The sequence below is a fragment of the Kosakonia oryzae genome, assembly GCF_001658025.2.
GTDB lineage: Bacteria > Pseudomonadota > Gammaproteobacteria > Enterobacterales > Enterobacteriaceae > Kosakonia > Kosakonia oryzae.
In genome coordinates, this window is sequence record NZ_CP014007.2 from 2,261,737 (window position 1) to 2,283,737 (window position 22,001).

Annotated in this window: 19 protein-coding genes; 18 read left to right on the forward strand and 1 reads right to left on the reverse strand. The window is 55.7% G+C overall.

Going from position 1 to position 22,001, the window contains the following annotated elements; genetic code table 11:
* Positions 1 to 32: 32 nt before the first annotated feature.
* Complete coding sequence (locus AWR26_RS10875) at positions 33 to 1,733, reverse strand: alpha,alpha-trehalase (RefSeq protein ID WP_064565749.1); 1,701 nt, start codon at positions 1,731 to 1,733, stop codon at positions 33 to 35.
* Between the two features lie 971 nt (positions 1,734 to 2,704).
* On the opposite strand from AWR26_RS10875, the gene AWR26_RS10880 reads away from it, so the two are divergent.
* The 18 genes from AWR26_RS10880 to tssE all read left to right on the forward strand — a co-directional run bounded on the left by AWR26_RS10880 (position 2,705) and on the right by tssE (position 22,001).
* On the forward strand, positions 2,705 to 3,199 hold the full coding sequence (locus AWR26_RS10880) for a hypothetical protein (protein WP_064565751.1): 495 nt from the start codon (positions 2,705 to 2,707) through the stop codon (positions 3,197 to 3,199).
* Between the two features lie 23 nt (positions 3,200 to 3,222).
* A complete protein-coding gene (gene tssJ, locus AWR26_RS10885; RefSeq protein WP_007371669.1) occupies positions 3,223 to 3,729 on the forward strand; it encodes a type VI secretion system lipoprotein TssJ in 507 nt (168 codons plus the stop codon).
* A 24-nt stretch (positions 3,730 to 3,753) separates the two neighbouring features.
* Positions 3,754 to 5,097 carry a type VI secretion system baseplate subunit TssK gene (tssK, locus tag AWR26_RS10890; RefSeq protein WP_064565753.1) on the forward strand — a complete coding sequence of 448 codons (1,344 nt, stop codon included), beginning with the start codon at positions 3,754 to 3,756 and terminating at the stop codon, positions 5,095 to 5,097.
* Positions 5,098 to 5,114: 17 nt separating this feature from the next.
* Positions 5,115 to 6,353 carry a DotU family type VI secretion system protein gene (locus AWR26_RS10895; protein WP_064565755.1) on the forward strand — a complete coding sequence of 413 codons (1,239 nt, stop codon included), beginning with the start codon at positions 5,115 to 5,117 and terminating at the stop codon, positions 6,351 to 6,353.
* Positions 6,354 to 6,356: 3 nt separating this feature from the next.
* Positions 6,357 to 9,971, forward strand: a complete 3,615-nt coding sequence (tssM, locus tag AWR26_RS10900) for a type VI secretion system membrane subunit TssM (RefSeq protein ID WP_064565757.1) — start codon at positions 6,357 to 6,359, stop codon at positions 9,969 to 9,971.
* A gap of 17 nt (positions 9,972 to 9,988) precedes the next feature.
* Positions 9,989 to 10,696, forward strand: a complete 708-nt coding sequence (gene tagF, locus AWR26_RS10905) for a type VI secretion system-associated protein TagF (RefSeq protein ID WP_007371673.1) — start codon at positions 9,989 to 9,991, stop codon at positions 10,694 to 10,696.
* A gap of 11 nt (positions 10,697 to 10,707) precedes the next feature.
* Positions 10,708 to 11,721, forward strand: a complete 1,014-nt coding sequence (tssA, locus tag AWR26_RS10910; protein ID WP_064565759.1) for a type VI secretion system protein TssA — start codon at positions 10,708 to 10,710, stop codon at positions 11,719 to 11,721.
* A 74-nt stretch (positions 11,722 to 11,795) separates the two neighbouring features.
* Positions 11,796 to 12,320 carry a type VI secretion system contractile sheath small subunit gene (gene tssB / locus AWR26_RS10915; RefSeq protein WP_007371675.1) on the forward strand — a complete coding sequence of 175 codons (525 nt, stop codon included), beginning with the start codon at positions 11,796 to 11,798 and terminating at the stop codon, positions 12,318 to 12,320.
* Positions 12,321 to 12,323: 3 nt separating this feature from the next.
* A complete protein-coding gene (gene tssC / locus AWR26_RS10920; protein ID WP_007371676.1) occupies positions 12,324 to 13,823 on the forward strand; it encodes a type VI secretion system contractile sheath large subunit in 1,500 nt (499 codons plus the stop codon).
* A gap of 252 nt (positions 13,824 to 14,075) precedes the next feature.
* Positions 14,076 to 14,582, forward strand: a complete 507-nt coding sequence (locus tag AWR26_RS10925) for a type VI secretion system amidase effector protein Tae4 (RefSeq protein ID WP_064565761.1) — start codon at positions 14,076 to 14,078, stop codon at positions 14,580 to 14,582.
* A complete protein-coding gene (locus AWR26_RS10930) occupies positions 14,579 to 15,004 on the forward strand; it encodes a T6SS amidase immunity protein Tai4 family protein (RefSeq protein WP_064565763.1) in 426 nt (141 codons plus the stop codon). Before AWR26_RS10925 ends, AWR26_RS10930 begins: the two co-directional genes overlap by 4 nt.
* 227 nt (positions 15,005 to 15,231) lie before the next feature.
* Entirely contained in the window at positions 15,232 to 15,714 is a 483-nt protein-coding gene (locus AWR26_RS10935; RefSeq protein ID WP_043953284.1) for an Hcp family type VI secretion system effector, read from the forward strand.
* A 351-nt stretch (positions 15,715 to 16,065) separates the two neighbouring features.
* Positions 16,066 to 16,902 carry a lysozyme inhibitor LprI family protein gene (locus tag AWR26_RS10940; protein WP_064565765.1) on the forward strand — a complete coding sequence of 279 codons (837 nt, stop codon included), beginning with the start codon at positions 16,066 to 16,068 and terminating at the stop codon, positions 16,900 to 16,902.
* A 126-nt stretch (positions 16,903 to 17,028) separates the two neighbouring features.
* Entirely contained in the window at positions 17,029 to 18,816 is a 1,788-nt protein-coding gene (tagH, locus tag AWR26_RS10945) for a type VI secretion system-associated FHA domain protein TagH (RefSeq protein ID WP_064565767.1), read from the forward strand.
* The gene (locus tag AWR26_RS10950) at positions 18,813 to 19,607 is read left to right on the forward strand and encodes a PP2C family protein-serine/threonine phosphatase (RefSeq protein ID WP_007371684.1); all 795 of its coding nucleotides are present in this window, start codon (positions 18,813 to 18,815) and stop codon (positions 19,605 to 19,607) included. The genes tagH and AWR26_RS10950 overlap by 4 nt, the downstream gene beginning before the upstream one ends.
* A 20-nt stretch (positions 19,608 to 19,627) precedes the next feature.
* Positions 19,628 to 20,617: a hypothetical protein gene (locus AWR26_RS10955; protein ID WP_064565769.1), complete on the forward strand. Its 990-nt coding sequence runs from the start codon at positions 19,628 to 19,630 to the stop codon at positions 20,615 to 20,617.
* Positions 20,618 to 20,626: 9 nt separating this feature from the next.
* Positions 20,627 to 21,439, forward strand: coding sequence for a type VI secretion system accessory protein TagJ (locus AWR26_RS10960; RefSeq protein ID WP_064565771.1), 813 nt, complete (start codon positions 20,627 to 20,629; stop codon positions 21,437 to 21,439).
* Positions 21,432 to 22,001, forward strand: coding sequence for a type VI secretion system baseplate subunit TssE (tssE, locus tag AWR26_RS10965; protein WP_043953290.1), 570 nt, complete (start codon positions 21,432 to 21,434; stop codon positions 21,999 to 22,001). Before AWR26_RS10960 ends, tssE begins: the two co-directional genes overlap by 8 nt.

The window sequence follows — 22,001 nt, forward strand, 5'->3', positions numbered from 1 at the left end:
AAAGGCCGCAATCGCTGCGGCCTTTTTCATGTTTACTGCGCGGCTTTTTGTTCGGCAGGCGCAGGTTGTTTTGCGGTGGCCACTGGTTGCGTTTGTGGCACGTTGTCGCAGGGTTTCTCTTTCGGGCACACCAGATCCAGCATTTTCAGCGTGACGCCGTTAGTCCAGCCAAAGCCGTCCTGCAGCGGATACTCGCCGCCACCGCCGCCCGTACCGGTGGTGCTGACATCATATTTTTCCACCAGTTTTTTCTCGCGGTCGTAGGTGTGCTGAACATTGGTCAGGAAGCGCCAGCTCACCTCCTGCGAAAGTTTCTGCTGCTGGTAATTTTGCAGCCCCTCGGCGGCAACCCATTGCAGCGGTGCCCAGCCGTTAGGCGCATCCCACTGTTGTCCGCTATTCACGGTGGTGGTAGTGATGCCGCCGGGTTTCAGTAGCCGCGCCTGCGTGGCGGCAGCCACTTTATCCGCACGATCCTTCGCCGCCGCGTTGACAAACAGCGGGAAGAGCGCCGCTGCGGTGAGCTGGTTTCTGACCTTATGGGTTTTCAGATCGTAATCCGCGTACCAGCCCTCTTTTTCGTTCCACAGATTGGCTTCAATGCCTTTCTGCCGCGCGGTGGCAAGAGCTTCATACTGGGTGGCCTTTGCGGCATCGCCGGAAACCTGATAGCCACGGGCAAGCATTTTTTCCATTTTGAACATCAACGCGTTCAGATCCACGGGGACAATGCTGGTGGTGCGAATAGTACCGAGCTGTTGCGGGTTATCCATCCAGCGCGAACTGAAATCCCAGCCCGAAGCGGCAGCGGAACGCAAATCGCGATAGATCTCCGTGGCAGGGCGGTTAGGGTTATTTTTCGCCGTCGTGACATCATCAAGCCACGATTCCGGACGCGGCGTATCGCGGTCGTCCCAGTAGCGGTTTAACACGGTTCCGTCATTCAGTTTCACCACGCGCTGGCTCGCCTGGCCCGGTTGCAGGCTATCGACGCCTTCCATCCAGTAGCGATACTCTTTTTCCATCTGCGGCAGCCAGGTTTTCAGCGCCTCATCACCATCATGGGTGGCCAATAGTTCAACCATCAAGGCGAAAAACGGCGGCTGCGAACGGCTCAGATAGTAGGTGCGGTTGCCGTTGGGAATATGTCCCCAGGTATCAATTTCGTGCGCGAAGTTGGTCACCATATCGTTGATCTTGTCCCAGTGTCCGCTTTCGGCGAGGCCCAGCATCGTGAAGTAGCTGTCCCAGTAATAGACTTCGCGGAAACGACCGCCAGGCACGACATAGGGTTTTGGCAGCGGCAGCAGGGAATCCCATTTACCGGCGCTATCCGTTGTGCGTGTCAACACGGGCCACAGGCCGTCAATATGCTCGCGCAGGCTCTGTCCTTCAGGCGGAACATAGGCCTCGCCCTCTTTCGGTAAGGTAAAGTTAACATCGACGAAGTGGCGCAAATCGAAACTGGTTTGATTACGCTGCATCCGGTAATCCGCGAGGATCATCAGCGGATCGCCTTTGGGGACGGCATCGGCAAAGGTTTTTTGATCGGGAAAAAGTTTGGCGCTTTGCACATCATTAAACAGCGGGCCGAGCAGGATATCCGGTGATTGCTGCGCATTCGGAGCATCTGCGGATAGTGCATGGGGAACAACAGCAAGTAATGCTCCACCCAAAACGACGTGCATTGCCAGCAACAGCGAACGCGGCTGGCGCATAACAGGTTTTATCATCAATCATTCTCCTTGAGCTGGCGCTTCACGGCACCGCTGACATCAATCTTGAGCAAACCTTAGTCGAATATCAGATAAATCGCGTGCTCCGTTTGGCATTTTGCGCGATTCCAGACTATTTCCCCGCCTGGTTACGACAAAAATGCGGTTTTTTTGCGCAAAAGTGTGACGAGAGTTGATCAAGGCGGCGTGATTATTTTAGCCATCAAATATGCAGCGGAGTAAAAAATGGACAATATTGCGGCAGGTCAGCATAGCTGAATGGTTTCATTTAATGTGAGTTCAAAGTGATTAAGTATCACTAAACCATTTCATGCGAAGAATGTTTTCGCTTGCCACAATTTGCAATACCGCTATGAAATAGTTCTCTGCGTGACTATGTGCTTTCGGCAAATAGCCATACTTTGCTCAATATATTTCTCCAATACTGACAAAAGAATCCGAAATAGGGTGTAAAAGCGCTTAAACCATGCATTTAATATGGAATTAGCACTACCAGATATTGTAGTATTTATTCTTATATTTATGTTTTTAGGATTACTCTTATCACATAATTCTGAGTATATGCTAAGAAAGGAGCGATAGGTATTATCTATTTAATTTCAGCGGGTTAGGAGTTTTTACTTTAATAAGCTGGCGCGATGATTTGCTGTCTTTAATATTTCTTTCCTCAAGTGAAATTTTTTCTTGAGAATTGTCCTAATTTGCAAAAAAATTAAATAATCCTATTTCAACAGGTCGGAGATCATATTGAATTGAATAGTCCGATCTGTAAAATTGTGTCACGATAGTCAATAAAAAGTAATAATATTGCAGCCTTGCTTTGTGCAGGCTCGTGCGGTAGCTATGCCTTTTATTCATTATCACGGCGTTTAGATGGAAAAGGATGAGGTTATTTAGAGCGATTTAACTGCTACTTTCCGAAACGCTCCAGGTCAACACAGTAATATATTTGCAATGGAAAAAACTCTATGAACATGCGAATGGTCTTGGCTCTTCTTTTTGTCTTTGGCGTTAGTGGGTGTAAAGCGCCACCGAAACCGGCTCCAGGCGACGACACCATTGTTACCAGTGAAGTGAATGGCGTTACCTTAACTCACCGTTATGCAGTGCTTGCTCCAACCGAATTTAATCCCATTAACCAAAACTATCGCGCGCTTTATCCGGCTTCCGTTATGAGCAAACCGGATTTCGGCGGCAAAGTGATCCGCCAGCTTGAAGCCGGTAAAACTTATGTTGTGCTGGGACAGGTTGAGCACTTCTGGATGGCGCTGGCCGATGAAGGGAAGGAAGAGCTGATTGGCTATGTGCCGATGCGCGCCGTGGTGAAAAGCGAGCTGTATGACAAAACGCTGCGTGAAGATCGTCGTCGCAGAGTCGCGCCGAAAAAACAGACTTGCGTGACGGTAGACGGCAGCGGCAAAGCCTGCAAAAACGCTAACTCAGGAACCTGGATCATCGATTAATCCAGCCGTGACGAGTGCCAGATATGAATAATAATGCTGTTGTGCGCCAGTTCTGTCTGGTGTTTTTCTTTGTGCTGGCCACCCTGGCCAGCGGTTGTGGATCTTCTTCACACAGCGTACCTACCAGCTATAACCTTCAGTTCAGGGCTCATCCGCAAATCAATGAGTCCGCTCCTCTTAAAGTCAGGGTTCTGCTGTTGAAATCGGACGCCACGTTTATGTCTGCCGATTTCTGGTCGCTGCAAAATAACGCTGACAGCGTGCTGGGTGCCAACCTGCTCAACAGTGATGAATTTTTCCTGATGCCCGGTCAGTTGTCGAAAACGCTGAGTGGCAAAAGCGCGCCGGAGGCGCGTTACATTGGCGTGATCGCGGAATATCAGGCACTGGATGGCAAGAAATGGCGTATCTCCCTGCCGCTTCCGGTGCAGGGCGAGAGCCACTTCTACGAATTCTGGAAATCCTCTGCGGACGAACTGGAAGCGAATCTTTTCCTCGACATCAACGGAATTCGCGTCATTTCCAAATAGCGCCAGCCTAAACAGGAAAACAGTATGAATAAAGCAGAAAAGGTCATATGGACCGAAGGTATGTTTCTGCGTCCTCATCATTTTCAGCGTGCGGAAAGTTACCTGCAACATCACATTCGTGAGTGGGGGACACTGCAACGCCCGTACCTTTGGGGCTACCTGGATCTTGAACTGGATGACGCGATGTTGCGTCAGGGCTGTATCGCCCTGAGCTCTGCCAGTGGTTTGCTGCCGGACGGCACTTTTTTCTCTTTCCACGATGCACGCCAGGCGCCTGCGCCGCTGGCTATCCCGGACAACACCAGTAATGAGCGCGTGGTGCTGGCGTTACCGGCGCGGCGCGGCGGACGGGATGAAGTCATTTTCAGCGAAGAGAAAGATTCGCTGGCGCGTTACGTCACCTGGGAAAGCGAAGTGGATGATGACAACGCCATGTCCGTCGGACCGGCTGCCGTGCAGTTTGGTCGTTTGCGTCTGAAACTGATGCTGGAAAAAGATCTGAGCGCCGAATGGACGGCTATTGGCGTGGTCCACGTGCTGGAGAAGCGTAACGATAATCACGTTCGCCTCGATACACGTTATATCCCGCCGGTACTCAACGCCATCAATAATCCGCTGCTGTATGGCGCGCTCAACGATCTGCAAAGTTTGCTGCTGCAGCGCAGCCAGCAAATCGGTCAGCGCCTGCGCCAGCCGGGGCGTTTTAATACCTCGGAAATGGTGGAGTTCACGCTGCTGGCGTTGATCAATCACCACGTTGGTGAGGTGGCGCATCTGAAAACGCTGCCGATGATCCACCCGGAAGAGCTGTGGCGTAGCTGGCTGGCGTTCGCCACGGAGCTGACGACCTGGACTGCAGCACGTTCGCCGGAAGAGACGCTGCCGGTTTATGACCATGACGATCTCGCGGGCTGCTTCAGCAAGCTGCAATTGATGCTGCGCCAGGGGCTGTCGCTGGTGATGGAGGAGCACGCTATCCAGCTTCCGCTCACTGAACGCACTCACGGCCTGAATGTCGCCACGCTGCCGAATACCAGCATGGCGCGGGAGTTCGGCTTTGTGCTGGCGGTCAAGGCCAACGTGCCGGGCGAAATCCTGCAAACCCATTTCCCGGCGCAGATGAAAGTCGCCCCGGTCACCAAAATCCGCGATCTGGTACAGCTCCAGTTGCCCGGCATGATGCTACGCGCCATGCCGGTCGCGCCGCCGCAAATTCCGTGGCATGCCGGTTACAACTATTTCGAGCTGGAAAAAGGCGGCGAACTCTGGAACGAAATGGAGAAATCGGGGGCTTTCGCACTGCATCTGGCGGGCGAATTCCCGGGTCTTGATATGGAGTTTTGGGCCATCCGAAGCCCGACTGAATAAGAGAGCGAGCGCACAATATGCAGGAACAAAACGCCGCCGGCAGTGATGCCGCTCTGGCAGGAGCCAGTGGTAACAATCCTTTGGTCGCAGCGGCAAACCCGCTACTTAATGCGATACCGCAAATCCGCTATTCGGTCTCCCATGACGATCAAAGCGGTTTGCGTCAGCATTTAATTGATGAGATCCGCCGTTTTGAAGTGCGCTGCCAGCAATCCGGGCTGGCCTACGAGGTGATCGTGGGCGCGCGCTACTGCCTCTGTACCGCGCTGGATGAAGCCGCAGCGCTGACGCCGTGGGGCAGCCGTGGTGTCTGGTCCGGCAGCGGCCTGCTGGTGACATTCCACAACGAAACCTGGGGCGGGGAGAAGTTCTTCCAGCTATTGGCACGGTTGTCGCAAAACCCGCGCGAGCACATCGCCTTGCTGGAGCTGATCAACTTCTGCCTGCTGCTTGGCTTTGAAGGCCGCTACCGGGTGATGGACAACGGCCGCACGCAGCTGGAAACCATCAAGCAGCGCCTGTGGCAAATGATCCGTGGCGTGCGTGGTAACTATCCGCCGCCGCTTTCGCCGCACCCGGAAGATCAACCGGTGATGCGTAAACTCTGGCGTCCGGTGATCCCATTATGGGCCTGTGTCGGGCTGGCGGGCTTCCTCGCCTGCCTGTTCTATATCGTGCTCAACTGGCGGCTTGGCGATAACACCAGCCCGGTGCTGGCGAAAATCTATCAGACGCAACTGCCGGAAGCGACCATTGCCCAACCCGCGGCGAGTGCGCCGCCAGTGCTTAATCTGCGCGCCTTCCTGCGCCCGGAAATTCAACAAGGGCTGGTGGCGGTGCGCGATGAAGCCGATCGCAGCGTGGTGACCTTAAAAGGCGATGGGCTGTTTGCTTCCGGTTCGACGGTGGCGCGAGACAGCTATGAACCGGTGATCGACCGCGTCGCCCAGGCGATGAACAATGTCAGCGGCCGCATTTTGGTGGTCGGCTTTAGCGATAACGTGCCGATCCGCAGCGCGCGATTCGCCTCTAACTATGAGCTCTCTCTGGAGCGTGCGCGCTCGGTGCAGTCGCTGCTGCAAAAACACCTGTCGCAGCCGGAACGCGTGAAAGCGGAAGGGCGAGGGGAGATGAACCCGATCGCGCCGAACAACACGCCGGAAAACCGCGCCCGCAACCGCCGCGTAGAGATTACTTTGCTGGTGTCGCCGGAAAATACGGCCGCCGAGCTGAACGGACTGCCGCAAGGAAACTAAAGGATGAATATGTTGCTTTCATTGCTGACCAACCGCATTTTGTGGGGTTTCCTTGGCGTGACGGGGCTGGCTGCCGTGATCTGGATGATCGGCCCGCTGCTCTCCGTCGTCGACTCCCGCCCGCTTGAGTCAGAGCAAAACCGCATGATCACTATTGCGGTGATGTACCTGATTTGGGTTCACAGCCACATTGTGCCGCGCCTCTATAATGCCTGGCTCAACCGCAAGCTGATGGACAACCTGAAAAGCGAAGAGGCCAAAGATCCGGTCGAGCGCAAACGCCTGAACAGTGAAGATCAGATACTCAATGAGCGCTTTGAAGAGGCCGCACAGGTACTGAAAAAAGCCCATTTTAACCAGCCGGGCCAGCGCGGACTGTGGACGCAGCGCTTCAGCACCCAGTATCTGTATCAGTTACCGTGGTACGTGATCATTGGTGCGCCAGGTTCCGGGAAAACCACTGCGCTGGTGAACTCCGGCCTGCAATTCCCGCTGGCGGATCGTTTTGGTAAAACCGCGCTGCGCGGCATCGGCGGAACGCGCAACTGCGACTGGTGGTTCACCAACGAAGCGGTGCTGCTGGATACCGCCGGTCGTTACACCACGCAGGAGAGCGAGCAGGTCCAGGACGCCAGCGAATGGGCGAAATTCCTCGGTCTGCTGCAAAAATACCGCCGTCGCCAGCCGATTAACGGCGTGATTGTAACGATCAGCATTGCCGATCTGCTGACGCAATCCGCCGAAGCCTCCCGCGAGCAGGCGCTTAATCTGCGCCAGCGCCTGACCGAGTTGCATGAGCAGTTGGGCATTCGTTTCCCGGTTTACGTGCTGGTCACCAAAGCCGATTTGCTGAAAGGTTTTCGCGCCTATTTTGCCAGTTTTGATAAAGCGCAGCGCGATCAGATCTGGGGTTTCACCTTCCCGTGGGAAAAAGCCAGGCTTGCGGATTTCGACTTGCAGGGCAGTTTTCTGCAGGAATTTGCTCTGTTACAGCAGCGGCTGGATGCGGCGCTGCCGGATACGCTATTGCGGGAAAGCGATGCACAGGCGCGCGCGGAATGTTTCCTGTTTCCGCAGGAATTCGCCGCACTTCGCCCGCTGCTGTCTGACTACCTGAACACATTGTTTGCCCGTTCTAACTTCGAAACCGAATTCTCGCCGCGCGGTATCTACTTTGCCAGCGGTACACAGGAGGGTCTGCCTTTCGACCGCGTAATGGGCGAACTCAGCCGGGCGCTCTCGCTGCCGCAGGGGAAAGCCGGGGATAACTGGGATTCGGTGAGTAAAGAGGAGCCAGTACCGGGCGGAAAAGGGCAGAGCTTCTTTATCAAGCATGTGCTGCAAAACGTCATCTTCCAGGAAGCGGGTATTGCCGGGCAAAACCGCTGGTGGGAACTCCGCAGCCGGGCAGTGATCTGGTCTGGTTATGCGGCGTTGCTGGCGCTGCTGATTGTTATCAGCGCCTTGTGGCTGACCAGCTACGGCAATAACAAAGATTACCTTGATGAAGTGCAGGCCAAAGTGCCGGCGCTGGATCAGGAGATCAAAGCGCTGCGTAGCCGCCAGCAGGGCGATCTGTTTGCCATGCTGCCGCTGCTGAACGGGCTTTCCGCGCTGCCGCAGAGCGACGCTTTCGACATCAACAACCCGCCGATCACCCGCCGCATGGGATTGTATCGTGGTAATGATGTGGCTGACGCCTCACAGACGCTGTACCAGAAAGCACTGCAACAGATGCTGTTACCGGAAGTGGCGATGCGCATTACCACCTGGCTGCGCAACGATAACGGCAGCGATGTGGAATATAGCTACGAAGCGCTGAAAGCCTACCAGATGCTCTATCAGCCGAAACATTACGACGGCAAATTCCTGCACTCATGGGTGATGCTCAATCTGGAACGCAATCTGCCACAGAACGTCACCAAAGCGCAGATCCGCCAGCTTGAATGGCATCTGACGCAACTGCTGGAGCCGCAAATTCAGTCGTCGCCGTACGCTAAAGATGAGGCGTTAATCAGCCGTGAGCAGGCAATGATTAATCAGCAACCGCTCTCCACGCGCGTTTATGGCCGTCTGAAACGTCTGCTGGAACATGATGACAATCTGAAGCCGGTTTCGCTGGCTTCACTGGGCGGACCGCAAAGCGAGCTGGTCTTTTCGCGCAAAAGCGGCAAGCCAGTGAGTGAAGGGCTGCCGGGGCTGTACACGCCGGACGGCTACTGGAATACCTTCAACGCAAAGATCGCACCGGTAACCGCTTCCCTGCATGAAGATGATAGCTGGGTACTGGGCGCGACCACGCAGTCGGAAGACAAACAGCAGACGGATAACGCGGTGCGCCAGCTCTACGCCCGCGACTTTATCGCCCTGTGGGACAGCTTCTTAAGCGACATTCAGTTGAATAACAGCGCCGATCTGAATCAGCGCATCAATACGGCGCGTTTGCTTTCCGGCAATAACTCACCGCTGCGTCGGCTGGTGCTCAACCTGAGCCAGCAACTGAAACTGACGCGGGATGAGCCGGAAGAGGCTGAAAAAGCGAAAAGTGCCGGCAGCACTAACCGTGGTACGCAGATGCTGGAAACCCTGTTCAGCAACCACGATGGCGCAGCAGAAACCACCAATGCCGCAGCCAGCCAGACACCGGAACAGCGTGTAACCGAACACTTTGCGCCGATTATCGAACTGGCGCAGCCACTGGAAAAGGGCGGGAAAACCATCGTTTTTGATGATTTTCTTAAGCAGGTTGATGAGCTGTACCGCTATCTGACCGCCGTTCAGGATGCTGCCAACAGCGGGATGCCCCCGCCGGGTGGTGAAGCAATCAGCCGTTTACAGGCCAGCGCCGGACGTCTGCCTGGCGGCCTGCAAACGATGTTCAGCAACATGGCCGTAGGTGCCAGCAGCGATACACAGCGCCGGGATCTGGAAAATGTTCGCAAGCGTATCAGCGTTGAAGTGGGCAGCTTCTGCCGTCAGGCCATTGCCGGGCGTTATCCGCTGGTGCGCTCAGCCAGCAGTGAAGTGACGCCGGACGATCTGGCGCGGATGTTCGCGCCGGGCACCGGTCTGATGGATACCTTCTTTCGCGATAACCTGACGAATAAAGTCGATACCACGCAGTCCACCTGGCGCTTTATGCCGGGTATCGACGGCAAAACGCTGCCGGGCAGCGAAGGTGTGCTGGTGCCGTTCCAGCAGGCGCAGTCTATCCGCGATGCTTTCTTTGCCAATGGCAGCACCACGCCGTCGTTTCGCACCACCGTGCGCACGGTGCGTATGGATAACACCATCCTGACCATGACGCTGGATGTGGACGGGCAAATTCTGCGTTACAGCCACGGGCCGCAGGCGGTACAAATCGTTAACTGGCCGGGATCGGGCGGAACCAACCAGGTGCGGATGCAACTCGGTCTGGCCAGCGGCACAACCGCGACGCTGGTTACCAACGGCGCGTGGGCACTGAATCGCTTTTTCGATAAAGCCCGCGTCAGCCCCGGCAGTAGTAGCCTTAGCCGCCAGGCGACATTCACCGTTGACGGGCATCAGGTGACGCTGGAGTTTGCGCCTAACAGCATCCGCAACCCGTTCCAGCTTCCCCGTTTCGCATGTCCTTGAACTGCAAAGGAACGCCAATGACGATGACTTCAGCAATTAGCTGGTACGGAAAACTGCCGAGTGCCGGTGATTTTTTACAGCGCCGCTTTCCCGATGCGCTGCAACGGCAGTGGTCCCACTGGTTCCAGGTGGGGTTGATGAACTGGCAAAAAGAAGAGCAGCGCGCCAGCGATCGCCAGTTCGGCAATGCGCCGGTGTGGAATTTTGTTGTCCCGCCTATGCTTGGCGGGCAGCAAGTGCAGATGGGGTGTCTGCTGCCGGGGCGCGACAGCGTCGGGCGCCAGTATCCGATTTGCGCGCTGATGGCGATTAACCCGCTGGAGTGGACGCCGCGCCATCTGGCGCAGGCAGGTGACTGGTATCAGCAACTGGGCCGCACGCTGCTGCACGCTATCCGCAATGGCTACTCGCCGGAACAGCTCGACCAGGCACTGCTGTCGATTCCGCCCGTGCAACTGGTTGCGCCGGAGTCGCGCTCGGAAATTCTTGACGTAATCGGTTATGAAGGCGACGGTGAATCGACCATTGGCTGGAATCAGGCCGCCGAATGTTTTGACCCGTTGCGCCAGATCAGTTTCTGGTGGACTAACCGCAGCGACGGCTATCCGCTTTATACACACGTACATAGCGGCAATTTTACCGGGCAGCTCTTTACGCTGCTGTTTGACCCGGCGGGGGGAGCAAGACCCGGTCGCCACGGTCTTTACCCACCGATGTTTGAATAAGCAGGTTGCGGATGACGATTGACTCTTTACTGGCTCCGGTCACGCCGGAGCAGCCGTGCGGCGAAAATCTGGAGTATGACGCCGACTTCCAGGCGATGGAACAGGCCAGCCTCGGTAAAGCCGAGCAGCAGTTCGGCAGCACGATCATTCCTGCCGAACCCGCCGACTGGAACCGCGTGGAAAAACTGGCCACCTCGCTGCTGGAACGCACGAAAGATATTCGCGTTATGCTGGCGCTGACCCACGCATGGACGCGTCGCCGTGGGCTGGAAGGCTATGCAGATGGTTTGCTGCTGCTGGGCCAGGCGCTGGCGCTGTACTGGGATCAGCTTTGGCCGTCGCTTACCGATGGCGGTGAATTCGATCCCTTCTACCGCATTAATGCGCTGGCCGCGCTGAGTGACAAATCTGCGCTCACCACCACGCTGCGCCAGTCGATACTGTTACGCAGTAATGGTGACGAGCTGAACGTGCGCGATGCGCAGGCGCTGCTGGATGGCAGCAAAACCGAATGCGCGGGTTACCCGGGCGGTCGGGTGCGTTTGATTGATGAACTGGTACGCGGCGGTCAGCCCGGTATTGAAGCTATCGGGCAGATTGAAGGGCGCCTGCAAACCATCCGTACATGGCTGCTGGAACAACTGGGCGAAAGCGGGGTGCCGGAAATGGAACAGTTACTGAAAACAGTCAGCATGATTGCCGGAGCGAGCCGCGCTTCCCGTGGCGATGAGCAGCCTGCACCGTCCGCAGGGGAGGAGCAAAAAGCCCCGGCGCCGCAGCCGGTTGCCGCACCGCTCGCAGCGCACACCGACTGGCGCACAGCGCAGGTAACGACGCGCGCCGACGCTCAGTTGATGCTGGAGAAAGTGAAGCAATACTTTACTCAGCATGAACCGAGCCACCCGGCACCGCTGATGATCGATCGCGTACAGCGATTAATCGAACTCGATTTTATGGAAATTATTCGCGATCTGGCGCCCGATGGCGTAAGCCAGTTGCAAAACATCTTTGGGCGTCAGGAGTGACGCGTACCGTGTTATGACGGCAGGCGCGTCGCCGGCCGTCAAACCTTCACCGCGCATATTCGATGGAGAACATCATGCCAATAAGTAACAGTGGTCAAAAATTTATCGCCCGCAACCGCGCGCCGCGCGTACAGATTGAGTACGACGTGGAAGTTTATGGCGCTGAGCGCAAAATCCAGCTTCCGTTTGTGATGGGCGTTATGGCGGATCTGGTCGGGAAACCGGTGGAGAACTTACCGTCTATTGAGGAGCGTAAATTCCTCGAGATCGATGTCGACAACTTCGATGAGCGTATGAAAGCGCTGAAACCGCGCGTCGCCTTCAACGTGGATAACACGCTGACGGGCGAAGGCCGGTTGAACGTCGATCTTACCTTCGACAGCATGGATGACTTCCTGCCGGATGCCATCGCCCGCAAAGTCGAGCCGCTGAACAAACTGCTGGAAGCCCGCACGCAGCTTTCTAACCTGCTGACCTATATGGACGGGAAAAACGGCGCGGAAGAGCTGATCGCCAAAGTGTTGCAGGATCCGACGCTGCTGAAATCCCTTAGCCAGTTGCCGAACAGCGACGAGAACGCGCAAGGTAAAGAGGAGTAAACCATGAGCAATCCTTCGCAACAACATGAACAGCAGGGCGCCCAGGCCTTCAGCCAGGATGAATTTAGCTCACTGCTGAACAAAGAGTTCCGCCCGAAAACCGACCAGGCGCGTTCCGCGGTTGAAAGCGCGGTGAAAACGCTGGCGCAGCAGGCGCTGGAAAATACCGTGACCTTCTCCAACGACACCTACCGCACCATTCAGAACCTGATTGCCGGTATCGATGAGAAGCTGTCACAACAGATTAACCAGATTATCCACCATGAAGAGTTTCAGAAGCTGGAGAGCGCCTGGCGCGGTCTCAGCCATCTGGTGAATAACACTGAAACAGATGAGATGCTGAAAATCCGCTTTATGAGCATCTCCAAGCAGGAACTGGGCCGTAACCTGAAGCGTTTTAAAGGCGTCGGCTGGGATCAGAGCCCGATCTTTAAAAAAATCTACGAAGAAGAGTACGGTCAGTTCGGCGGCGAACCGTTTGGCTGCCTGGTGGGCGATTACTACTTCGACCATAGCCCGCAGGACGTTGAGCTGCTCGGCGAGATGGCGCGTATCGGCGCGGCGGCGCACTGTCCGTTTATCACCGGCACCGCACCAAGCGTGATGCAGATGGAGTCCTGGCAGGAGCTGGCGAACCCGCGCGATCTGACGAAAATCTTCCAGAACACCGAATACGCCGCCTGGCGTTCACTGCGTGAATCGGAAGATGCTCGTTACTTAGGCCTCGTAATGCCGCGCTTCCTCTCCCGTCTGCCGTACGGCATTCGCACGAACCCGGTGGATAGCTTCGATTTTGAAGAAGAGACCGACGGCGCGAACCACAACAACTACACCTGGGCAAACGCTGCTTACGCGATGGCGACCAACATCAACCGCTCCTTTAAAGAGTACGGCTGGTGCACCTCGATTCGCGGCGTTGAATCCGGCGGGGCGGTGGAAAATCTGCCGTGCCACACCTTCCCGAGCGACGATGGCGGCGTGGACATGAAGTGCCCGACCGAGATTGCCATCAGCGATCGCCGTGAAGCGGAACTGGCGAAAAACGGCTTTATGCCGCTGATCCACCGTAAAAACTCTGACTTTGCCGCCTTTATCGGCGCGCAGTCGCTGCAAAAACCGACCGAGTACCACGATGCCGATGCCACCGCCAACGCGCGTCTGGCTTCCCGTCTGCCGTATCTCTTCGCCTGCTGCCGTTTTGCGCATTACCTGAAGTGCATTGTGCGCGACAAAATTGGTTCCTTCCGCGAGCGCGACGAAATGGAGCGCTGGCTGAACGACTGGGTGATGAACTACGTCGACGGCGACCCGGCCAACTCCTCGCAGGAAACCAAAGCGCGTAAACCGCTGGCGGCGGCCGAAGTGCAGGTGCAGGAGATCGAGGACAACCCTGGCTACTACGCCGCGAAATTCTTCCTGCGTCCGCACTACCAGCTGGAAGGTCTGACCGTGTCGCTGCGTCTGGTGTCAAAACTGCCGTCACTGAAAACCAAAGAGGCGTAAGCAGAAGGTGCCGCAGGCAGGATGCGCCTGCGGCATGAAGGCGTTTAGCTAAAGGATGGGGTATGAATTTACACAACGTACTTGTCGGTGGGTTGCTGGACGTTGCCTATTGAGCGCCTGAAAAAGGTACGTGCTTCCAGCTTAATTCTTGAAGCGATGACGCAGCACCGTGATGCTTGCACGCGGAGCAAATCGTAGTGCAAAGACAATAATTCTGGCCCGTTTAACTCATATATCAGAAGGACTGTAACGATGAGCAACCGACCATCATTTGTCGCCGCTTGGGGAGCCGCGGCACAAATATATGACCCAAAAGATCCCCTGACCAAAGTGAAGAACGTCATTGGCGGCAAAGTTCGTACGAATTTTGAAATTCCGGAAAGCGAAGGTGGTTGGGTAAATAGCTGCGCAGTACGAATGAGTTATGTTTTAAATTATACCGGTTTTCCGGTGCCAAGAATTAATGGCATCACGGTCTCAGGTGCTGATAAAAAATGGTATTTCTTCCGTGTTGGGGATGTCATTAATTGGTTAACCAGACAGTGGGGTAAACCCGATCTGATTGTTAGCTATCCTTCATTACCGGTCGATAAATTACACAATAAGAAAGGCATTATATTGTTCTCGGTGGATCAGTGGGATGATGCAACGGGCCATGCAACATTCTGGAATGGGCTGACCTGTTCCGATCACTGTTATTTCAATGCACCGAATACGAATTACACAACGACCAAAGCCAGTTTTTGGGAGTTGCCATGAGAATCGCCTGTCTCGGTTTGTTATTGGTGTGCAGCAGCGTCCTGGCAGGTCAGAAAGAAGACCCGATGGCCTTCATTAAAAATATGCCATACACGCAAGTGGTGAAGGATATGACGCTTGCACGCTGCATTGCACAGGTTGCCGATCCAAAATCGCCTTACTCGCTGGACGCGGCGCGAAGCGCAAACGCAATGCGGGAATGGATGCCGTTTGATATTGAAAATGGTGACGCAAAGATTAATGCCTTAATCAACCAGTTCAAAGGAACGACGCATCAATTCCATACGGAAAGCCCGCAAAAGGTTAAAGGGCTGACGCTAAATTGCCTGCGTTTATATCATAGCCCTGAACTGGATAAGCTGGCGAAAGAGGTACTGCTGAAAAATCCGCAGCACACCTGGCAACAGGATAATCCGAATTAACGTTAACTGCTCGTGCACAAATAATGTGTCACGAAGCAGAGTGAAAATAACCGAATTCTTTCTCTCTTAGTGAGGGAATGAGTGTTTCTGAACAGATAGCTTATCTTTTCAGAAATAAACGAGGCAGAGGTAAAATATGGACGGTTTTATTCGGCCCCATGCTTACCCGTTTGCCATATAAGCGCTTTTTCGAAAGCAATATTTATCATTAACGAAGAGTAAATATTATGGCTATTGATATGTTTCTGAAGGTCGATGGAGTTACGGGTGAATCTAAAGACTCTAACCACACCGGCTGGACTGATATCACATCTTTTTCCTGGGGCGCTTCACAGCCAGGAAATATGAGTGTTGGCGGTGGCGGCGGTGCCGGTAAAGTCAATTTCAACGACCTTCACGTAAATGCACTCATTGATAAATCCACGACGGCTATCCTGAAACACTGCGCCAGCGGTAAGCACCTGACCAAGGTTGAGCTTTCCGTCTGCAAAGCCGGCGGTCAGCAGGTTGAATACGCACGTATCACGCTGGAAGATGTGCTGGTGACCTCTGTTCAGTACACCGGTGCGGATAACGGCGATACCGTAGGTGTGACCTATGCATTCCAGGCTGCGAAAGTGAAACAGCAGTACTGGGAGCAGTCTTCTTCCGGCGGTAAAGGTGCTGAAACCAGCTCTGGCTGGAACATCAAGGAAAACAAAGAAGCGTAATGCTGTTCTCTTTTTGACGCGCATTACGGCAGGCACAGAGCACCGGCTCTGTGCCTGTATCCGCAAAAAAGACATTATTGAGACTGGTGGCAAACAGAAATATATTATTGTGCTTAAGTAAATTCTTAAGCATTACCGGGGCAGGGAACACCATTTATGCCAGCCCTTACACCGTCTGGCCTGACATCAACTGGCAGGTGTTTACGATGTGGTGTTTAAAGGGAGTGACCGTAACAATGCAACCCGTTTTATATTGACCCGCTCCGCTTGGCGCATAAACAAAAATAAAAGAACGAAGACAAGATTACGGCGATCGCCGGATCGCTACAGTATCGGCAGCAGGAAAGCAAAATGACAGAAGGCAGCAAAGGGAACCGCGTAATGAACATCGGGTACGGTCTTGCGACGGCACTTTTCATGCTGAGCGCCAGTACCGCCAGCGCAGCAGATGCCAGCGCATCGATTATCGGGCAGTGGCGTATTGTTTCCGGCGCAACGGATAACTACGCCACGACTTACCTTGATACAAAGATGAACGATCCCCGCTATGTTGGACGCGTTATCCACTTTGATCGCGATTCTGTCAGCGGCGAATTAATAAAGAATATTGATTGCCAGCAACCCGCCTATCGCGCACAGCCACCGATGACCCTCAATGAAGCGATTTTGAAAACCTCCGGTGAACGCCGCGCGGAGCCAAAGATTCCGGTTGCCGGGGATTTTGATTTAGCATCGTATGGCAATCAAAAGATTACACCTATTCTGCTTCAGTGCCAGAAGGGGTACCTTGGGCCGGATGGCGAGGCAATGGATAATTGGCTGGCTCTCTTATCCGCCGATAAGATGGTCATGAACTGGGATGATGGCAGCTATTTTGTGTTGCAGCGCGTGAAAGCGGGCGAAAAGGTAACCCCCAGTTTCTCCTGCAGCGCCAGCTTGAACGCGGTAGAACAAACCATTTGCGCCAGTGATGATCTGGCAGCCTGGGATGTGAGCGTGACGGATGCCTGGAAAACCCAACTGCTGGAACAGCAAGAGATCGACCCGGCGGATAAAGCCGCAGTCGCGCAAATCAAATCGGCGCAGCGCGCGTGGTTAGCGAAGCGCAACCAGTGTCAGGCGGATGCCGCCTGCATTAAAAAATCGATGAAAGCCCGTGTTTCGGAACTAAGCAGCAAGACGTACTGATACACGAACCTGTTTGCTCCGGTGGGCTGCGCCGGAGCTGTTGAAATCATATTCAGGTATTCAAACGCAGCCGCTTTATGGAAAACGGCGCCGTTTGAGTGCACATAACTCCAGCAGGAATATGCTATGCGATTCACGATTATTACCAGTAAACCCGGTCATCAGCCGCCGCAAAGCCGCTGCGACTTTTATCCGCCTGGCGGCACTATCGGCCGTGGCACTGATAACAACCTGGTGCTGCCGGATAACGACCGCTCCATTTCTCGCTTACAGGCGATTGTTCATATCGCCGGTAATGGCGAGTGTCGCATCACCAATCGCGGCAATGTGACCCGCGTAGTGCTGAATGATATTCCCCTGGAACGTGGCCGTCAGGTCGAATTGCAGGATGGCGATATTCTGGGCATTGATGAGTACCGCATCGAAGTGACCGAGCTGATTCAGGATACGCAGCCGGTAAGTCGTATGGCGGAGGAGATGTATCCGAAGCACGTTCAGCCGCAAGTGGCCAAACCGGCACCCGCCCCGGCGCCGAAAAGCACAGCGGAAAACGCCCCGGCGTCAGTGCCCACGGAGATCTGGGACAGCCTGATGCAGGAGTTCTCCATCTCCGACAGCATCTCCAGCAACCGGGCAAAAACGCCGGAAGCACAAAATCTCAACCCCTTTGCCGCGCCGAAAGAGCCGGAGCGTAACCCGGAAGATCCGCTCTCGCTGTTGAATAACAACGAGCCGCTGGTGACGCCGAAAACTCTCGCCTCCGATCAGCTGTTTAACGATGAACAGCTCTTTAAAAATGACAGCATTTTTAACGACGCCACGCCCTCCACGCTGGTGCCGCCGGTTGAGCGGGCCGCGCAAAAGCCTGTGCCGGAAGCGGATGAACTGGATCCGCTGGCGCTGTTTGGTGGCGGCAGCACGTCGGCAGCTCGCAGCGACGATCCGCTTGGGCTGTTAAGCGGCGCAGTGCCGCTGGCACATGCCGATGAGATTGCTCCGGCAAAATCCGCCGAGCCAATCATCACCGATCCGCACAACGTGACGCCGCCACAACAGCCGCAGCCGATCATCACCGAACTGCACGCGGAAGATCTCAGCGGCACGCCGCTGTTCGCCGATGAAGAGCCGGAACCGATGTCGGAGCCGCAGGATTACGCAGGTATTACGCTGCCGACGCCGCAAGCGGTACAGCGCAGCGCGGCGCAAACGCCGAAAGGGCGTCTGCGTATCGATCCGCTTCAGAGCAACAACGAAGTGCGCAGCGCGCCAGCCGCCAGCAATGGCGACAGCAGCGATGTGCTGAAAGGCGAGCTGCTGGACGCGTTACTGGAAGGGATGGGGCTTGGCGATATGCAGCCGGTGCCGCAGTTCGATAAAGAGAACATGCGTCAGCTCGGCCAGATGCTGAGCATGTTTTCCCAGGGCACCGTTGCGCTGCTCTCCTCGCGCTCGATTCTGAAACGCGGCGTTAAAGCCGATATGACGATGGTGCTGGATGACGCCAACAACCCGTTCAAGCTGCTGCCGTCGGGCAAAACCGTGCTGATGCAGATGTTTGGTACGCGGATGCCTGGCTTCATGCCGCCGAAAAAGTCGGTGCGCGATGCGCTGATCGACTTACAGGCGCACCAGTTGGGCATGATTTCCGGGATCCGCGCGATTATCGCCGCGATGTTGCAGTCGTTTAACCCGGAACAACTGGAAGATGACGCCAAACGCGACGGCGCCACCGCGCGTCTCGGCGTACTCTCGAACCGTAAAGCCGCTCTGTGGGACTACTTTGTGCGCACCTACGCGCAAACGGCGGGTGAAATTGACGATGACTTCCATACCCTGTTTGGCGAAGCGTTCCTCCACGCTTATGACATGGAGGTTAACCAGTACAAAGACTCACAAAGCGGATCGGAAGAATGAATATCAGCACGGCCTCCATATCCCGACAGGGCGAACGTGCCAGTAATCAGGATCAGACCGGGGAGAACATCGGCGAACGTGCCGCCTGCTTTGTGGTATGTGACGGCATCGCCGGGTTACCCGGCGGCGACGTAGCGGCCGCACTGGCGCGTAATACCATTATCAGCCGGTTTGATGGCGATGAGCACCTGAATGCCCAGTACATTCGTCAGTACGTCAATGATGCTAACCGCGCTATCCGCGAAGAGCAGAAAGCGGTGCAGGATTATCACCGTATGGGCACTACCATGGTAAGCCTGTTTATCGACCGGGATTATCAGCTTGCCTACTGGGCGCACGCGGGCGACAGCCGCCTGTATCTCTTTCGTCGCGGCTGGCTCTATCATGTCACCACCGATCACAGCCTGGTGCAGCAGATGAAAGATGCCGGGCATCAAACCGAAGGCATCAACGGTAACTTGCTCTACTTCGCACTGGGTCTTGGTGAAGATGAACGCGAGCCAAGCTACAGCGATGTAGTGCCGATTGAAGATGGCGATGCGTTTTTGCTCTGTACAGATGGCTTCTGGCACGGCGTCAGTGAAGAGCAGATGCAACAGTCGCTGCATATGGTGAATACGCCGGATGAGTGGCTGACGCTGATGAATCAAATCCTGCTGAAAAACAGTGTCGGGGCGCAGACTCAGCAGGACAACTATAGCGCCGTAGCGGTGTGGATGGGCACGCCTCAGGAGACGACGCTACTGCATACGCTCTCTGAAGCCGCCCAGTTTTTCCCTCTTCGTGATTGATACAGCTTACAAGGACTTTTATGAAACTTTGGCTACCGGGTTTGGCTCTGCTGGCGGTGTGTGGCAGCGTACAGGCAGAAAACTACCGCATCGTGCAGTCGCCTTCGCAAAAACTGGATGTCTGGATCGATAACATCGCGGATAACACGCCGAAAAGCTGGTGCAGCAAAACATTGCCGCTGCGTATTGTCGCCAACGGCGATAAAAAACCGGCCGTACTGAACAACTTTTTACCGCGTCTTGGCGCGCTGCTGGAAAACCAGTGCGGCACGCTGACGCAGGTGCACTGGAAATTGACCGACCCGCAGGGCGCGACTCTGGCTGAAGGGACGGCCGATAAAGCGAAAGAGTGGGCGCCGGTCGTCACCTCGACGGGCGCAACGTCAACGGCTTCCACTTCCACCTCTGCCACCCTGACGCCACCGACAGAACGTGCTGAAGATCTCTCCCCGGCCGCTAACCGTACGCCGTGGCAGGAATTTACCCTGCAGGACGGCTGCCATCTGCGCACCTTCTGGCAGGGTGATGCCAGCGCGCCAGCGCTGTTTATTCCGGCGAAAGAGGATGGCAAATGTGAAAAGGGCGGCTGGCTGAACGGGCGTAGCGAAGTGACGCAGATCAGTAACGGCAGCGAGAAAAAGATCACCATGACCTTTGTTCACGGTTTCCCGGTGAGCGGCCTGAGCGACAGCGTTGACGCCGATCGTCTGCTGATCACCACCGTTAACAACGAACGCATGGTCGTCAGCGAAGGCAGCCTGGCGCAAAGCTGGATGATCCTGCCCTACGTCAACAGCCTCAACGGCTGGCAGGCGAACGGCACGGTGGCGGTGGAAATCTCCCGCGATGTTGCCAGCGATGCCACCCGTTTGCAGGCGCGCCTTGATGAAGTGCGTAAAGCCTGGACGCCGTGGTTTGAACCGGGTACGCGCCTTAATATTCTGCTGATCGATTCGTTGCACCCGCAGCTACGCGATCCGGCGGTCGGGACTTACAAGACCCTGAACTAAGGAGCGGCGATGAATACCTTGTTGCAACAACTGGCGGGCGAGTCCCTGCATGAGAGCCTTGCCCGGCTGGAAAGCCGCATCCGCACCCAGCCAGGCGATGCCGATCTGCGGGCGGCCTTTGCTCAGCTTCTCTGCCTTGACGGCAACTGGCCGCGCGCGCTGGCGCAGCTGAAAAGCTGGCAGGCGCTGAAACCGCAGGCGCAACCGACGGTAACGCTGCTGGAGCAGGCGATCAACGGTGAACGCCAGCGTGCCGACGTAATGGCCGGCCGCGCCCGTCCGGTCACGCCAGATCAACAGTGGCCGTGGCTGGCGTCGATGGTCAGCGCGCTGGACCCGGAATCCACCGAGCCTGCCGCGCACCGCGAAGCCGCACTGGAGAGCGCCGAAGCGAACCCCGGCCAGTTAACCACGCAGGATGGCGAAACGCACACTTTCGACTGGCTGATGGATGGCGACTGCCGCTTTGGCCCGGTCTGCGAAGCGATCGTCAACGGCCGTTATTTCTGGTTGCCGTTCAGCGCCATTGCCGCTATGCAGTTTCAGCCGCCGGCCAGCGTCACCGACCTGGTGTGGCGCCATACGCTGGTGCGTTTGCAGGATGGCAGCGAACAGGTGTGCCAGATCCCGGCGCGTTATCCGCTGGATAGCGAAGCCGAAGATCGCTTTAAACTTGCCCGCGTGACCGAATGGCAGGCGCTACCGGGCGATGCGCCGCACTTCCTGGGCCACGGGCAAAAAGTCTGGCTCAACGACAGCGCCGAGTTCTCGCTGCTCGATCTGGCCACGCTGAGTTTCGACACGGCCGTTGCAGATGAGTAATTCCGCCCACGATGAAGAGAGCGATCTGCTGCGCAGCGGCTGGCGCTCGCGACGCGGCAAAGAGACCGTCGGCGCGCGCGACAAAATGCAGCCGTCGCTGCTCGATCGCCTCACCGATGACGCGCCGGACAAAGTTCAGGAGCCGCTGAACAGCAATCTGGTCTCCCATTCCACGCTGCGACGCCACGTACTGCGTGATTTGCAGTGGCTGTTCAATACCATCAACAACGAAGCGCAGCAGGATCTGAACGGCTTTGATGAAGTGCGTCGCTCGGTGGTTAATTTTGGTGTGTCGCCGCTGGCGGGCAAGCGGATGTCGGACATCGAATGGCAGGATATCCAGCGCAAGCTGACCAACGCGATTTTGTATTTTGAACCGCGCATTTTGCCGCAGGGCTTACAGGTTCGCTGCATTTCCGATACCCAGTCGCTGGATCTGCACAACGTGTTGTCGATTGAGATCAAAGGGCGCTTGTGGTGCGTGCCGTATCCGCTGGAGTTTCTGTTCCGCACGGATGTGGATCTGGAAAACGGGCATTTCGAGCTGAAAGACGCGGGGTAA

What these genes read in the sequence shown, in the direction of transcription:
- AWR26_RS10875 (WP_064565749.1), bottom strand. Translation starts at nt 1,733, where the DNA reads ATGATAAAACCTGTTATGCGCCAGCCGCGTTCGCTGTTGCTGGCAATG.
- AWR26_RS10880 (WP_064565751.1), top strand. Translation starts at nt 2,705, where the DNA reads ATGAACATGCGAATGGTCTTGGCTCTTCTTTTTGTCTTTGGCGTTAGT.
- tssJ (WP_007371669.1), top strand. Translation starts at nt 3,223, where the DNA reads ATGAATAATAATGCTGTTGTGCGCCAGTTCTGTCTGGTGTTTTTCTTT.
- tssK (WP_064565753.1), top strand. Translation starts at nt 3,754, where the DNA reads ATGAATAAAGCAGAAAAGGTCATATGGACCGAAGGTATGTTTCTGCGT.
- AWR26_RS10895 (WP_064565755.1), top strand. Translation starts at nt 5,115, where the DNA reads ATGCAGGAACAAAACGCCGCCGGCAGTGATGCCGCTCTGGCAGGAGCC.
- tssM (WP_064565757.1), top strand. Translation starts at nt 6,357, where the DNA reads ATGAATATGTTGCTTTCATTGCTGACCAACCGCATTTTGTGGGGTTTC.
- tagF (WP_007371673.1), top strand. Translation starts at nt 9,989, where the DNA reads ATGACGATGACTTCAGCAATTAGCTGGTACGGAAAACTGCCGAGTGCC.
- tssA (WP_064565759.1), top strand. Translation starts at nt 10,708, where the DNA reads ATGACGATTGACTCTTTACTGGCTCCGGTCACGCCGGAGCAGCCGTGC.
- tssB (WP_007371675.1), top strand. Translation starts at nt 11,796, where the DNA reads ATGCCAATAAGTAACAGTGGTCAAAAATTTATCGCCCGCAACCGCGCG.
- tssC (WP_007371676.1), top strand. Translation starts at nt 12,324, where the DNA reads ATGAGCAATCCTTCGCAACAACATGAACAGCAGGGCGCCCAGGCCTTC.
- AWR26_RS10925 (WP_064565761.1), top strand. Translation starts at nt 14,076, where the DNA reads ATGAGCAACCGACCATCATTTGTCGCCGCTTGGGGAGCCGCGGCACAA.
- AWR26_RS10930 (WP_064565763.1), top strand. Translation starts at nt 14,579, where the DNA reads ATGAGAATCGCCTGTCTCGGTTTGTTATTGGTGTGCAGCAGCGTCCTG.
- AWR26_RS10935 (WP_043953284.1), top strand. Translation starts at nt 15,232, where the DNA reads ATGGCTATTGATATGTTTCTGAAGGTCGATGGAGTTACGGGTGAATCT.
- AWR26_RS10940 (WP_064565765.1), top strand. Translation starts at nt 16,066, where the DNA reads ATGACAGAAGGCAGCAAAGGGAACCGCGTAATGAACATCGGGTACGGT.
- tagH (WP_064565767.1), top strand. Translation starts at nt 17,029, where the DNA reads ATGCGATTCACGATTATTACCAGTAAACCCGGTCATCAGCCGCCGCAA.
- AWR26_RS10950 (WP_007371684.1), top strand. Translation starts at nt 18,813, where the DNA reads ATGAATATCAGCACGGCCTCCATATCCCGACAGGGCGAACGTGCCAGT.
- AWR26_RS10955 (WP_064565769.1), top strand. Translation starts at nt 19,628, where the DNA reads ATGAAACTTTGGCTACCGGGTTTGGCTCTGCTGGCGGTGTGTGGCAGC.
- AWR26_RS10960 (WP_064565771.1), top strand. Translation starts at nt 20,627, where the DNA reads ATGAATACCTTGTTGCAACAACTGGCGGGCGAGTCCCTGCATGAGAGC.
- tssE (WP_043953290.1), top strand. Translation starts at nt 21,432, where the DNA reads ATGAGTAATTCCGCCCACGATGAAGAGAGCGATCTGCTGCGCAGCGGC.